Raw genomic sequence first — 14,402 nt, forward strand, 5'->3', positions numbered from 1 at the left:
GGTGAGGATCGCGGTTGACGCGCCCGCATGGGCTCCAGGGCGCTCCCGCACCGGCTCCCCATCCACCCCACCAGGTTGCCTCCCCAGGGGGTGGGGTAGATGTCCGCGACTGGTCGCGAACCCGGGGTGTCTGTCGAATGGCGGCGCGCGCCGGGGGAGGGTGGCTTCTAACGGCCCGCGCGGCTTGCTTCCGTCCGTCTCCATCCCGAACACGGAGGATGCACCGGATGACCTCGAAGAACGCGCCGTTCCGCTGGATGCTGTCGCTCACCGCCTCGTTGGGAATCGCCACGTCGGCGGGGGCGCAGGAGCCGGAGCCCCAGACGGAGTCGGAGACAACGACCACCACCACCACCACGAAGACGACCCAGCAGGAGATGTCGGGGGCGATGCGGCCCGAGGGGCCCATGGGGCTGGAGTTCGCGGTGAGCGGCAACGTGGGCTTCGGCCTGGGCTACGTCTACACGAACGGCCAGGCCCCGTCCGGCGGCCTGGAGGACCTGAAGATCACCGACTCCGCGAAGGTCTCCTTCCCCATCATCGCGGAGCTGGGCTTCCGGGTGGCGCCCCGGTTCTACCTGGGCGTGTGGGGCAGCTGGGAGCCGGTGCTGACCAAGACAAACGACCTCTCGTGCCCGGAGGGCTTCGACTGCGCCACCTACCAGTGGCGCGTGGGGCCGGAGGTCCGCTACCACATCCGGCCGGGCGCGAGCTTCGACCCGTGGATTGGCCTGGGCGTGGGCCTGGAGATCCTCAAGAGCCACGTGGAGGGGGACACGCAGGTGCAGGCCGCGCCGGGTGTGTTCGTCCCCGCGCACGTGGACACGCACGTCACGGACCGGGGGCCCACCATCGCGCGGCTCTCGCTGGGCGGCGACGTGCGCGTGACGCGCGCCCTGTCGGTGGGGCCCATCATCACCGCGTCCGTGGGCCAGTACACGGTGCGCACCGGGACGCAGACGGTGGACATCACCGGCGTGGGCAGCCGCGACCAGGGGCTCACGCCCGTGGATGACGGCTTCCACGCGCTGTTCACCCTGGGCATCCGCTTCGCCGTGCTCCCCATGTAGCGCCGGAAGGAGCGGGACGTTTCCTGGAACCTGGGGACCGGGGGTGGTGTCTGGGGGCGCGACTCCCCACCTCCCCTGAGGGTGCATGTCTCGCAAGGTGTTCGTCGTCGTGGCCGGGCTGGCGCTCCTGCTGGCCTGGGTCTTCCTCTGGCAGCGCGCCTCCGTGCCGGTCGCGGCGGCGCGCGACGTGACCGTGGCGCACCCCGTGCCTCCCACGTCGGCCCAGGCGCGGGCCCCGCGGCAGGAGGGGGGATTGGCGACCGCGCCCGTGGAGCAACCCATGCGGGACGCGGACGGTGCGCTGCGCGTGGAGACGGTCACGGCGGCGGGGCCGCTCGCGGGCGCGGAGGTGACGCTGTACCTGCGGGGACCGGCGGCCCCGGGCTCGCGGCTGCCTTCGTGGCGCGTGGCGGGGCAGGGCCGCACGGACGCCGAGGGGACGCTCGTGCTGCCCGCGCGTCCCGGGCCCTATCTCGTCACCGCGCGTGCGGAGGGGCTGGCCTTGGCGCGCGCGGAGGTGACGCGGCCGCGTGGAGAGGCGCGGTCCACGGTCCGGCTGCTGCTGGAACCCGGTGTGTCCTTGACGGGCCTGACGGTGGAGCGCGCGGGCGGTGCGCCGGTCCCGATGGCGGAGCTGACGCTCACGCCGCACACCGGCTTCGAGGACGCGCTCCCCGTGTTCCTCCAGACGGGCCCGTCGGTGCCGGAGGAGGCGCGGCACGAGGCGCTCAGCGACGCACGGGGGGCGTTCGCGTTCCACGGGCTGGCGCGAGGTGAATACCAGCTGGAGGCGCGGGCCCCGGGCCACGCACCCCGCCGCATCGCGCGCGTGCACGTCCCGGGGACGGACGTGCGCGTGGCGCTGGACGGCTCCGCGTTCATCGAGGGCTTCGTCACGCGCGCGGATGGAACGCCCGCGCCGGGCGCACGCGTGAGCGCCTGGGGCGAGGACGGCGCGGTGGAGGTGGAGGCCGGGGACACGGGCAGCTTCTCCCTGGACGTGCCGCCGGGGTCGTTCCAGGTGACGGCCCGTCACGCGCAGGAGACCGGGGCGGCCGGGGGCGCGGTCGTCGTGGGGCCGGGCATGACGGTGAAGGACGTGCGGATCCGCCTTGGCGGCGCGGCGTCCCTCGTGGGCGTGGTGCGGCGCAAGGACTCGGGTGAGGCGATTGTCGGCGCCACGGTGGGCGTACGCGCGCATGGCGACCGGGCGGAGCTGCTCCAGGCCCGCTCGGCGGAGGACGGGCGCTTCGAGGTGGGCGGGCTCGCGCCGGGGGCCTACGACGTGCAGGTGAGCGCTCCGGGCTTTCAGCCGCTCATGCGCAGGGGGCTGGGCGTGCTCGCGGGGCAGCGCTTCGACCTGGTGCTGGAGCTCGCGGTGCCGGGGCGCGTCGAGGGCACGGTGGTGGATGGCGCGGAGGCGCCGCTCCCCGGCGTGACGGTGGTGGCACGACTCAAGTGGCGGCCCCTGCCGGACGCGCTGCCTTCAATGACAGACGCGCAGGGACGCTTCGTGCTGGAGGACGTGCCGGAGGGCACCGTGTACGTCGTGGCACGCCGCGCGAACAGCGAGGACGAGGTGCGCCAGGCCGTGCGCGTGGAGGCGGGGAAGACGGCGACGGCGCGGCTGAAGCTCGTGGGCGAGGGCGTGCTGGAGGGGACCGTGCGCAAGGAGGACGGAGGGCGGCCGTCGGGGGCGGTGACGGTCTCCGCGCACCGGGTGGACGCCCCGGCCTTCGAGTCCGTCGACGTGCCCGCGAAGCCGGATGGAACGTGGTCGATGCGCGTGGGCGCGGGGCGCTACCAGCTGGGTGCGTGGCTGTCCGAGCTGCGCTTCCAGAACGGCGACCAGCAGCAGGTGGTGGCGCTGGAGGCGGGCGGCCGGCGCCACGTGGACCTGGTCGTGGGCGAGCCGAAGAAGCCGCTCCGCGTGACGGTGCTGGAGCCCAACGGCGCGCCTGGCGTCCACGCGACGGTGATGGCCACGGAGGCGGGCCGCACGGACATCCAGGCGGAGGAGCTGACGGACGCGTCCGGACAGGCGGTGCTGGCGCTGGACGGCCTGGGGTCGGACGCGTGGCGCGTCTGGTCCACGAACGGAGGACGGCAGGGCGAGGTCGCGCGTGTGTCCGCGTCCCAGAAGGAGCTCACGCTCCAGTTGAAGCCCGCCGCCCGGCTGAGGGGCACCGTCCGCTCCGCGGGAGGCCGCGAGGTGCGAGGCTTCTCGCTGACCGTCACCGCCGCGCGCGGCGAGGACGACTTCCTCTCCCGCGTGGAGCGCCAGTTCTCCGGGGACGCCTTTCAGGTGGACGACGTCTTCCCCACGCTCGTCACCGTCACGGCCACGCTGGCGGACGGGCGCGCGGGCAAGGTGGACGTGACGCTCGCGTCGGGCGCGGAGGCCGCCGTGGAGGTGGTGGTGGACGCGGGCGGCGGTGTGTCCGGACGGCTGGTGGACGCGCGCACGAACGAGCCGCTGGCGGGCGCGTACGTGGACGCGGACGGCATCGCGTCCCCCACGACGGGCGCGGACGGCCGCTTCGAGTTGAAGGACCTGGCCCCGGGCCCGCACCGGCTCACCGCGTGGAGCCGGGGGCGGGAGCTGGTGGACCGGCGCGTGACGCTCGCCGCCGGGAAGACGCAGGAGCTGGGCGACTGGCGCCTGGGCCTCCAGCGCGTGGAGCCGGGCCGGCTGGGCCTGAGCTTCGGCATGAGCGGACGGGAGGTCATCATCAGCGGCATCGCCGAGGGCGCGGACGTCGCGGGCCTCCAGGTGGGGGACGTGGTGCGCTCCATCGACGGGGCGGTGGTGCTGGACACGGGCGAGGCGCGGCGGCGGGAGCTGGGCGCGCCGGGCAGCCCCGCGGTGCTCGCCCTCCACCGGAGCGGCCAGCCGCTGTCCCTCACGTTCATCCGCGCACGCTGAGCGCCGCGCGGCTTGAAAGCGCGGGGCGGGCCCTGACAGCATCCGGCCCCATGGATGAGCGCTTCACCCCGGAGCATGAGGCGTTCCGCCGCACCGTGCGTCAGTTCGCGGAGAAGGAGCTGGCCCCGCACGCGCTGGAGTGGGACCAGGCCGGCGAGTTCCCTCGCGACGTCTTCCGCCGCTGCGGCGAGCTGGGCTTCTTCGGCATCAGCCACGACCCCGCGTACGGCGGCAGCGGGCTGGACTACTGGTACGTGGCCGCGTTCGCGGAGGAGCTGGCGCGGGCGCGCAACGGCGGCGTGGCGATGTCGCTGCTGGTGCAGGGGCAGATGGCCACGCCGGTCATCAACGAGCTGGGCACCGACGAGCAGAAGCGCGAGTTCCTCGCCCCCGCGCTCACCGGCGAGCGCATCGCGGCGCTGGCGATGAGCGAACCGGACGCGGGCTCGGACCTGGCCCGGCTGCGCACCACCGCGCGCAGGGACGGCGACGACTACGTCATCCAGGGCGCCAAGACGTGGATCTCCAACGGCGCCCGCGCGGACTTCCTGGTGCTGGCGGTGCGCACGGGAGGGGAGGGCGCGCCGGGCATCTCGCTGGTGACGCTGCCCACGGACGTGAAGGGCTTCGCCGTGTCGAAGAAGCTCCAGAAGGTGGGGCACCGCTCGTCGGACATGGCCATCCTCTACTTCGAGGACTGCCGCATCCCCGCCCGCTACGTGCTGGGCCGGGAGAACGACGGCTTCTTCCACATCATGAACAGCTTCCACGCGGAGCGCCTGGTGACGGCGCTCTACACGGTGGCGGTGATGGACGACCTCTTGCGTGAGGCCATCCGCTACGGCCGCGAACGTCACGCGTTTGGAAAGCGGCTGCTGGACTTCCAGGTGTGGCGCCACACCTTCGTGGACCACGCCACCCGCGTGGAGGCGGCGCGCCAGCTCACCTATCAGGCGGTGCAGCTCTTCAATCGCAAACGCAAGCAGAAGCCGGTGAAGGAGATCGCCATGGCCAAGCTCCTCACCACGGAGCTGGCCCAGCGCGTGGCCTATGACTGCCAGCAATTCCTGGGCGGCATGGGCTACGTGGAGGAGTCACACGTCGCGCGGGCGTGGCGCGACGTGCGCATGCTCACCATTGGCGGCGGCACGTCCGAGGTGATGAAGGAGATCATCGCCGGGACGATGGCGCTGTAGCCGCTCAGGCGGCCTGCTGCTGGAAGGTCTCCTCCATCCACCGGGCCGCGTCCGCGCCGTTGCCCTTCCACGCCGTCGGCGTCCCGTCCACCGTGCGGCGCGCGACCTCCAGCTCCCAGCCGACCTTGACCGGCCCGACCTTGAAGCCGGGGGACATGGAGACGCCTTTCTGCGTGTAGGTCGTCTGCTTGTACTCCACGGTCGCGTCCTGGCCGGCGGTCTTGAAAGCGCCCGGCACGTCTCCCTCCAGCAGCTTGTCGAACGTGCCGTTCTTCACGAGCGTGCTGGGGTTGGCCTCGATGCTGACCTCGTACGACGTGCCCTTGCCGTTGCCCTGGACCAGGGCGTTCCCCTCCACCGCCAGCGTGACCTTGCTCTTCTGGTTCGCCGCCATCTCCTTCATCGCGGGGCCGAGCGTGCCCTTCGGATCCTTCATGACGTCGTCCACGCTCACGCCGGAGGGCAGGGGGTAGCGCGTTTCAATCTCCAGCTTGCCGCCGCCCTTGATGGAGCCCCCCACCTTCACGCCGCCCTCCAGGGGGAGCTTCATCCGGTCCGGCCCGACGAGGGTCTTCTTCGCCTCCAGCTTCCGGCCCAGGCCGCCGCCCACCTCCACCTGGGCGGAGTCCTTGATGACGACCTCCGGGGGCTTGCCCTCGGGGAACTCGATGCGGACCGTCCGGTCCGAGCGGAGCTTGGCGTTCACGTCCCCGCTGTTCGCCAGCGGTCCCGCCGGGACGGGGAACTCCGCGGCCACCTGGGCGGCGCCCGTGCCCCGGAGCTCCACCGCGGCCATCTTCCCGCGCAGCCACGCGAGGTCCTCCGGCGGAGGCATGTCGGCCGCGCCCGCGATGTTGCACTGCATGCCTGTCTTCAGGCGGTCCATGATGCGATTGGCGCGGACCACCTCATCGGGCGTCTCGAACTTGAACTCCACCTTGCCGCCGCCGCCGGCCAGCAGCTTGGCGTCGATCTTCCCGTTGTCGAAGCCCACGCCGCCCAGGACCTCCGAGTCCATGCTCAGCCGGTAGTTGGGCCCCGGCACGCGGTTGCCCTTCTCATCGGTCCGCATGCCCTCCTCGCAGCTGACTTCAATCTGGGCGCGCGTCTGGAGGCGGCCCACCTTGAAGCCGCCGTCGAAGCCACCGGAGGTGGAGTACTTGTCCCCCGGCTTCATGGACTCGAGGTCCGCCTTCGAGCCCGACACATCGGCCCCGCCGCCGAGCACCTTGAGCGCCCCGTCCACCTTGGACTCCAGCCAGGTGAAGCCGGGCACGTTGTCGCGAGCGCTCTGCAGCAGTTGGGTCAGCGCGCCCTGGGGCTCGGCGGTTTCCCCCACGCCGCCCGCGGCGAGGCCCTCCGGCTGCACCAGTGCTTCGGCGCCGCCCTCCGCGATTCCCACCGGGCCTCCGGCCGGAGCCGCATGGCCTCCAGCTCCGGCCGGAGCCGCGTGTCCCCCCACCCCGGCCGGACCCGCGCGCCCGCCGCGCACCTCGAACCCATCTCCCGGACGCCCGATAGCGGGCCGCTGCGCCGGACGCGCGGGTCCCTGTGACGGGAGCTCCGGTGGCCGGCGGGGGGCGACGGGGACGGGCGAAGGCTGCATGCGGGACAGGAAGGTCATGACCGGGGCTCCAGGGCGGGTGGGAGCCCGCCGTTCCCCTAAAGCCGCCGGGGACGGAATTGTTTTGCATTTCCGTCCAGCGTTTCCTGAAACTCCCTGCAATCCCAGGGGGTTGGCCGCCCGGCCCGGTCCTATTTCCCCAGGATGCCGCCGAGCATCCCGCCCAGCCCGCCACCGCCCTGGGGGCCGCTGCCGCCGCCGGAGGCGCCCGCGAGCATGGGGGCCACGGCGAGGATCTTCCCCACCAGGCCCGGGTCCAGGCGGGACTTGAGGAAGTTGAGGAGCAGGGGCGCCACCAGGGTCGCCTTGCCCGCGTCCAGGTTGAAGCGCTGGAGGATGGCCACCACGCCGGCAATCTCGCCCGCGTGGGCCGCCGCGCCGCCCAGGGCGCCCATCAGGCCGCCACCGCCGCCACCGCCCGCGCCGCCGAGCATGCCGCCCAGGGCGCCCATCAGGCCGCCGCCGTCACCGCCCGCGGGGGCCTGGGCCTGGGCCTGCTGCTGCCAGCCCTGCATCTCCGGGATGGCCTGGTCCATCTGCCGGGCCGCGTCCGGGCCGACCTTCTCCTGCACCGTGCCCTGCACCATCTTCAGGAGCGAACCCGCGAGCCCCTGTGCCTGCGTGCCATCCACCCCGAGCTGCTGCGAGAGCTGTCCGATGAGGTCCATGCCGCGCTCCTTCACGTGTGTCGAAAGTGAGAGGCGCCGGTTGTAGCGGTCAGGGCGGGGGGCTGGCTGGAAAACCGGAACGGGCGCCCGCGAGCGTTGGTCCCAGGACGCCGGCGCGGGCCCTACAGTCGGGTGAAGGACCAGCTCACCGCGCGGCCGCCCTCGTAGGGCATGACGCCGTGGAAGGGGCGCGGGTCCGCGTCGAACACGAGCGGCAGGAAGTGCCGGTCCCCGTCCCACAGCGACAGGGACAGGATGGAGGACACGGGCACCCAGGACAGCGAGCCCTCGGGGTTCTTCTCCAGGGGCGTGCCCGTGAAGGCGTCGATGCGGAAGATGAAGCCCAGCCAGTCCTCGCCGTGCTTGCCGAAGCCGGGCCAGGACAGGGTGCCGCGCAGGACCATGCGCGTGCACTCGATGCCGGCCTCCTCGCGGATCTCCCGGCGCATGCACGCGGCGATGTCCTCGTCGCGGTCCATCTTGCCGCCCAGGCCGTTGTACTTGCCGTAGTGGGCGTCGTCCGGGCGCGCGTTCCGGTGGATGAGCAGCACCTGCTGGCCGTCCGGCGACATCACGTAGCCCAGCGTGGCGACGATGGGGGTGTAGGGCATGGGCCGGTTCGTCCCCTGATTCGGACGGGGCGTCAAGCGGAGTGCCCCGGGGCTTCCTTACGGCGACGCGCCGGTCGTGGCCCCGGTCAGCGGCTCGTGACGGCGCCACAGCTCCACGGCGGGGGAGTCCGGCGACACGCCGCGCGTGTAGTGCGCCTCGAACCACTGGCGGCTGTCGGAGGACAGCTGCCACTGGCCGCGAGCGCCCAGGAGCACGAAGTCACACTGTCCCAGGAGCGCGAGCATGCGCGTCTGCGAGTCCGCGCTGGCGAAGGCCGCCGCAGCGTCCGGGAAGCGGGCTCCGGACGTGAGCGCGTCCTGGAGCATCAGCGCGTAGGGGTCCACGGGCACGGCCTGTCCCGGGAGCACCGGCGGCAGCCTTCCGGCCAGCAGCCCCCAGCCCGGCTCGAAGCCGCACAGCGACGCGTCCGGCGGAACCTGGTCGCGGACGTAGCGGGCCTGGAGGACCTGCTCCGGAGGGCGGATCTCCGAACCGCGCAGCGCCTCCCGCACGGAGTACAGCGGCCCCAGCAGCACCAGCCCGAAGGCCACCGCGCCCACGGGCCGGGCCCGCGCGGCCGCGAAGCCCACGAGCGCCGCCGCGCCCAGCCCCGCGAGCAGCGCCTCCGGCCCCGCGAGCAGCGCGTTGTAGTTGGACCAGTAGCTGTGCGCGGCCAGGTACGCGGCCACGGTGAGCAGGTACGCGGTGGCGACGAAGCGCTCGGGCGCGGCCTCCGCGCGGGTGCTCCGCCGCACGGCCCGGAACAGCGCGACGCACAGGCCCACCGCCGCGAGCAGCAGGGCGTAGCGGCGCCGCTCGTGGGTCATCTCCAGGAGCCGCTCCCAGCGCGACGTGACCCCGTCCTCGGGCCGGGCGGACTGGAACCACAGCACGTCCCGCGCGAAGGCGCCCGGAGCCATCAGGGCCAGGGGCCCCACGAGCGTCAGCACCGTGAGCGAAGCGGCCAGCACGAAGCGCCGCGCCAGGCTCCAGCGGAGGTCGGGCGCCCGGGCCACGAGCGCCGCCGCGCCCCAGATGCCGCCCAGCACCTTCACCGACGTCATGGCGCCCGCCAGCACCCCGGCGAGGCCCGCGCGGCGGGGCAGGGGAGCGCGCCCTGAAGGCAGGAGCCAGAGGTTCGCGAGCCCCAGGCCGCACACGTTGAGCAGCGGATCCAGGAACGGCCCGCGCTCCATGGTGACGACCTCCGGGTGCGCCGCGTAGGCCAGCGCGGCCACGACGCCCGCCACCGGTCCCCAGGCCCGCATCGCCAGCCTGCCCACGAGGACGGTGCTGACGGCGCCCAGCCCGGTGGCCAGCCAGCGCGCCAGCGCGAAGCCCGTGGCCGGGTCCGCGAAGGCGCCCAGCGCCCCGGCCGGAGCGCCCAGCAGCAGCGCGCCCGGCGGGTGCACGAAGAGGTAGTCGCGGTAGGGCAGCAGCCCCTTCCACAAGAGCGTGGACGCCGCGGCGTAGACGCCCTCGTCGTAGTTCACGACGTAGCCGAGCGCTCCAGCGCGGTGGAAGAACGGCAAGGCCCGGAGCACCCAAGCGCCCACCGCGACCGCCGCCAGCACCCAGGGCCACCAACGCCGGGCCCTGCCACCATCCCTCATCCAAGTCAATCCGTCCAAAGCGCGAGAATGCTACGCGGCCCGCCCTGTTTCACGCGAGCCGCACGAGGGCTGGGTGCACGAAAAACACGTGAGCCCCCGATGAAACACGCGGTTTGTCACACCGTGAGTGGATGCGACGCCGCCCGCGCCGTCTCAGTAGTTCCAGGCGGTGCAGTCGGTCGTCGTGCGCGTGACGAACTCCGCCAGGGTGCGCATGTTGCGGACGAAGGTGCTCGTGTCCAGGTAGTCGCCCGGCGTGGCACCACTGCGCGGACCGGCCGGGCTGTACGTGGTGATCCACCGCTCGTTGTTCACGGCCGTGTCGACAGCCTGCGCCGTGTCGGCGCGGAGCTGCTGGCAGGAGCGCTTCATCGCGGTGGTGTCGGTGGCCAGCCGGTCGTACTCCGCGCGGATGGCGGCGAGCTGCGACGGACCCTCCCAGCCATAGTTCTGGTAGGTCGGCGGCGCGGTGGAGAAGCGGACCGGGTAGCCGCCGGGCTTCACCGTGTAGAAGCCGATGTTCGACGGTGCGGTGTCGTCGAGCTCGATGTAGCGGGAGAGGAGTGTGTCATTGGCGTAATCCACCGTCTCCAGATACGCGAGCGCGGTGCCGACCGCGGCGCGGTTCGCCGGCACGCTCGGGTCGAGCTGGTAGAGGCGCAAGAGCGCCCACATGACGTCCTGGCTCTCCTGGCCCGCGATCGCCGGAGTCTCCCAGCTGCGCGCCCAGCGAGGCTGCATCTGGATGTCATACTGCTGCGCCCAGGCGGGCTGGGGCTGCGGCATCTGCGCACGGCGAAGGAAGCCACCGAACGCGGTGCGCATGGACTGATACGTCGCGGCTTGAGAGGGATAGACCTCCCGGGCCCAATACAACATCTCCACGAAGGCGGACGCGAGGTTGTCATTCAACGTCGGGTCGTCCCAGTACTCGTTCGTGTAGGAATTGGCGTAGCAATTGGCGAGACCGCACGAGGTCCCGATGGACGGCGGATAGCTCGCGGAGAGCGCGGGCCGCGCGGCGACGGGGCCGGCGAAGACCTGGGGAAAGCCGCCGTTCGTCGGGAACTGCGAGGTCTCCACGCGAGCTCGGGCATACGCGGAGGCGCCGGAGATGGCGGTGTTCGCGAACCCGAGGAGCTGGTCGGTGCGCATCATCGCGATGAGCGCGTTCTGGGTGACCTGGTCGTCGTACGTCGACGTCGCGCAACCGCCACAGGAGCAGTTCGCGGTGGTGTTGAGGTAGCAGGCCTGGAGGGTCGGCGCCGGCTTGAAGTCCGCGTAGAGGCGCCAGCCTCCGGACTTCACCTGCCCCTGGCGCAGCGCCATCGCCGCGTCCAGCGCGTAGGTCTTGAGCGCCGGAGTCGCCGGGTCCGCGAGCGCCGCTTCGACAAAGGCAATCGTCACGTCCGAGGTGCCGGGCGACTGGATCATGATCTGATCCGCGTCGAGCTGGATGTCACCCCAGCGTTCATTCAGGTTGGTGGCGTTGTGGTGCCACGCATAGCCGCCGTGGCGCGCGACGTTGTCATGGAAGTACGTCGCCGCGTTCCGCATGCGGCCCAGCGCCTTCGCCCGGAGCGGGGTCGTGGCGGATTGTTCCACCTCACGAGGGGGAGGTGCTCCAACCCCTTCCGGCTCGATGTCGGGTGAAACGCAAGCGAGCGCGGAGAAGACAGGGAGGAGGACGAGTGCGAGGTGTCTATTCATGGGTGTGACTCGTAGCACACCCCTCTCACACGGACGGAGGACGGCGAGGCCCGGCCACGCTCGCATCGGGCCCCACCAGGGATGCCACTAGAAGCAGGTGCAGGCCGCCTTGTAACACTTGCCCAGACGGAAGCCCTTCGCCACACAGCTGGCGTTGCACTCCTCGGCGTAGCACTCCACCTGCGAGGCTTCCGCGGTCGTGGGCGTGGACAGCGCCAACGTGGCGCCAAACGAAACGAACGCGCCCGCGCCCATCGCGAACAGCACCCGGCCAGCCTTCTTCAACGTCGGCATCATGTGTGTGTCTCCCGGTGAGGATGTTTCGGGTTGAAGCGTACCTCACCTCCATGGCTCTCAACGGGTAATAGCTGATAGATGTGTTATCCAGGACTTTACCCATCTGGAGGTCCATCGATGCAGAACCCCCCGTTGTTGTCCGCCGTGGTCCTCGCCGGGGCGCTCTCCGCGCTCGTGGCGGGTTGTGGTGAGGAGCGCTCCGAAGGCCCGCCGGTGGACGAGGCCCCGGTGGGCACGTCCAGCGGGGCGCTCGCGTGCAGCACGCGCATCACCTACGGGGACCGGTGGATCCACCCCGGGCACCCGGAGCAGTACGACGTCGCGAGCGGCTTGGTGACCTGGGACGGCAGCTGCGTCAACGAAGGCACCAATTCCTACGCCGTGTTGTCGAACGGCTGGAAGCCCTACTTCACCGGGCGCGACGCCTGCGTGATGGCGCTCGACACGGACTGCTCCGGCGCGACGAGCTGCGCGACGCGCGTCACCTACGGCGCGGCGTGGTTGCATCCCGCGGGGCATGCGGCCCAATACGATGACGTGGGCGGCCGCGTGACCTGGGACCGCGGCTGCACCAATGCGTCCCCCAATTCGTACACGGTCCTGTCGAACGACTGGGCGCCGTACTTCAGCGGCACCGACGCGTGTGGCGTCGCGCTGCGCTACACGGGCTGTGGCGGGCTCTACCAGAACCCCGTGGTGCCCGTGGACTGCGCGGACCCTGGCGTCATCCACGACGGCACGCAGTACGTCGCGGCCTGCACGTCGGGGGGCGCGGCCAACGCGTTCCCGCTGCGCACGTCGAAGGACCTGGTCACCTGGACGGCCTCGGGCAACATCTTCCCCTCCACGCGCCGTCCGACGTGGGCCACGGGGGACTTCTGGGCGCCGGAGATCCACAAGGTCGGCACCCGGTACATCGCGTACTTCACCGCGCGCCACCAGGACGGGAAGCTGTCCATTGGCGCGGCGACGGCCACCAGCGCGCTGGGGCCCTTCACGGACCTGGGCCAGCCCCTGGTGCATGACGCGGGCATGGGGATGATTGACGCCACGTTCTTCTACGACACCGCGGGCGTGCCGTACCTGGTGTGGAAGGCGGACGGAAACGCGGTGGGCCAGTCCACGCCCATCTATGGCCAGACACTGTCGGCGGATGGACTGTCGCTCACCGGAACGCGGCGCACGCTCATGAGCAACACGCTCTCCTGGGAGGGCGGCGTCGTGGAGGCGCCGTGGGTCGTCGCGCGGGGCGGTTACTACTACCTCTTCTACAGCGGCAACTCGTACGCCAACAGCACCTACGCCGTGGGCGTGGCCCGGGCCACGAGTCCGCTGGGGCCCTATACGAAGCTGGGCAACCCCATCCTCAAGACGGCGAGCGGCTGGGTGGGGCCCGGCCACAACTCCGTGGTCACCGGCCCCGGCGGGGACACGGTCATGGTCTACCACGCCTGGAACAGCGCCCACACGGCCCGGGTGATGCTCGTGGATGCCATCACCTGGCCCAATGGCTGGCCCGCGGTTCCGGAAGCCCCGTCCTCCGGTTCGCGTCCCATGCCCTAGCGGGCACTCCGAGCGGAGCCCCTGGCCGGTCCAAACCAAAACCATTCATCCCATCATGGAACGCCCGCGCCGTGACCGGATGATAGGCTATGGCCTCCCCCGCCAGGAGCTTCCATGCCCAAGGGTATCAAGAGCCGCTCATCCTCTCCCACTCCTCCGCCCCCGCTGCCCCCTCCCGTCGCGGGCAACAAGCGCAAGGCTTCGGACGCGGGGCTGTCGGATCCCTCGAAGTCAGGCTCTTCTTCGCCGACGCCTCCGAATGCCGAGGCCAGCACGACGGCGTCGGTGAAGAAGCAGCGGGTGGAGAGCCCGGAGGCCCCGGCCCAGGCCAGCTCCAGCAGCAGCGTGGCGACCCCGTCCAACACGGCCGTGGGCAAGGACACCTTCACGGCCGGCGCGGGGAACAAGACGCCCGTGAAGCCGCAGGCCGACGCCCCGGTGGACACGGCGGCCGCCAACAAGGTCAAGGCCATCACCCAGCCGGAGATCGACGCGCTCCCCAACCGCGTGCTCCAGGACTTCGCGGAGCTGGGATATGGCAACGCCGCCCAGCTCCTGGCGCAGAGCCCGACCGCGGTGAAGCGGCTCAATGAAACGTCCGCCGCGGGCGTGCAGGTGAGGGAGGGCGCCATCCACGGCCGCTCGCACACGTCGCGGAACACGTCCACCCAGAAGGTGACCGTGTACATGGACCCCACGCTCAAGCAGAAGTCGCCGGAGGACGCGGCGGGCACGTTCATGTTCGAGATGAACAACGCCCACCGACGCCCCCAGTTCGACGCGCTGGACGATGACGTCCGCAACAAGAAGGTCACCTCCCCCTCCGACTACGCGGAGAAGAAGATGAAGCTCGAGGTGGAGGGAATGCTCCACACGGGCATGGTGGGCCGTGAACTGGCGCACGCAGAGCACAGCGAGCTGAAGAACCTGGGGTCGTTCTACACGATGGACTACATGAAATACGCCAAGGAGACCGAGGGGAAGGGCGCGGATGCGAAGCAGGCCTACCGGCTGGACCTGGCCAAGACGCGGATGGACGTGGAGCACAACGGCACGTCGCACCGCAAGGTGTACGAGCAGCAGTTCGCCGGGATTCGCTGAGCGCGAACCGCCTATCGTCTTC

At 71.5% G+C, this 14,402-nt stretch carries 11 protein-coding genes; 5 read left to right on the forward strand and 6 right to left on the reverse strand.

The genetic code is table 11. The annotated features are described in order from the left end of the window. Positions 1-227: 227 nt before the first annotated feature. The 3 genes from AABA78_RS19200 to AABA78_RS19210 all read left to right on the forward strand — a co-directional run bounded on the left by AABA78_RS19200 (position 228) and on the right by AABA78_RS19210 (position 5,192). Positions 228-1,070: a hypothetical protein gene (locus AABA78_RS19200; protein ID WP_338264497.1), complete on the forward strand. Its 843-nt coding sequence runs from the start codon at positions 228-230 to the stop codon at positions 1,068-1,070. Positions 1,071-1,155: 85 nt separating this feature from the next. Then, positions 1,156-3,996, forward strand: a complete 2,841-nt coding sequence (locus AABA78_RS19205) for a carboxypeptidase regulatory-like domain-containing protein (protein ID WP_338264499.1) — start codon at positions 1,156-1,158, stop codon at positions 3,994-3,996. Positions 3,997-4,046: 50 nt separating this feature from the next. After that, entirely contained in the window at positions 4,047-5,192 is a 1,146-nt protein-coding gene (locus AABA78_RS19210) for an acyl-CoA dehydrogenase family protein (protein ID WP_338264501.1), read from the forward strand. Between the two features lie 4 nt (positions 5,193-5,196). Here AABA78_RS19210 and AABA78_RS19215 read toward each other — a convergent pair whose 3' ends face one another. The 6 genes from AABA78_RS19215 to AABA78_RS19240 all read right to left on the reverse strand — a co-directional run bounded on the left by AABA78_RS19215 (position 5,197) and on the right by AABA78_RS19240 (position 11,716). Next, a complete protein-coding gene (locus AABA78_RS19215) occupies positions 5,197-6,594 on the reverse strand; it encodes a hypothetical protein (RefSeq protein WP_338264503.1) in 1,398 nt (465 codons plus the stop codon). A 353-nt stretch (positions 6,595-6,947) separates the two neighbouring features. Beyond that, complete coding sequence (locus AABA78_RS19220) at positions 6,948-7,724, reverse strand: DUF2780 domain-containing protein (RefSeq protein ID WP_338264507.1); 777 nt, start codon at positions 7,722-7,724, stop codon at positions 6,948-6,950. Further along, on the reverse strand, positions 7,607-8,095 hold the full coding sequence (locus AABA78_RS19225; RefSeq protein ID WP_171413256.1) for an NUDIX hydrolase: 489 nt from the start codon (positions 8,093-8,095) through the stop codon (positions 7,607-7,609). The genes AABA78_RS19220 and AABA78_RS19225 overlap by 118 nt, the downstream gene beginning before the upstream one ends. 57 nt (positions 8,096-8,152) lie before the next feature. Next, positions 8,153-9,709 (reverse strand): ArnT family glycosyltransferase, encoded by a 1,557-nt coding sequence (locus AABA78_RS19230; RefSeq protein ID WP_338264510.1) that lies wholly within the window; start codon positions 9,707-9,709, stop codon positions 8,153-8,155. A gap of 153 nt (positions 9,710-9,862) precedes the next feature. Next, entirely contained in the window at positions 9,863-11,419 is a 1,557-nt protein-coding gene (locus AABA78_RS19235; RefSeq protein ID WP_338264511.1) for a hypothetical protein, read from the reverse strand. 87 nt (positions 11,420-11,506) lie between these two features. Further along, positions 11,507-11,716: a hypothetical protein gene (locus AABA78_RS19240; RefSeq protein WP_171413259.1), complete on the reverse strand. Its 210-nt coding sequence runs from the start codon at positions 11,714-11,716 to the stop codon at positions 11,507-11,509. 117 nt (positions 11,717-11,833) lie between these two features. On the opposite strand from AABA78_RS19240, the gene AABA78_RS19245 reads away from it, so the two are divergent. Both AABA78_RS19245 and AABA78_RS19250 read left to right on the forward strand, forming a co-directional pair. Continuing rightward, positions 11,834-13,279, forward strand: a complete 1,446-nt coding sequence (locus tag AABA78_RS19245; RefSeq protein WP_338264514.1) for a glycoside hydrolase family 43 protein — start codon at positions 11,834-11,836, stop codon at positions 13,277-13,279. A gap of 114 nt (positions 13,280-13,393) precedes the next feature. Next, a complete protein-coding gene (locus AABA78_RS19250; protein WP_338264515.1) occupies positions 13,394-14,380 on the forward strand; it encodes a hypothetical protein in 987 nt (328 codons plus the stop codon). The last annotated feature ends 22 nt before the right edge of the window (positions 14,381-14,402 follow it).

The organism is Corallococcus caeni (assembly GCF_036245865.1).
GTDB classification, from domain to species: domain Bacteria; phylum Myxococcota; class Myxococcia; order Myxococcales; family Myxococcaceae; genus Corallococcus; species Corallococcus caeni.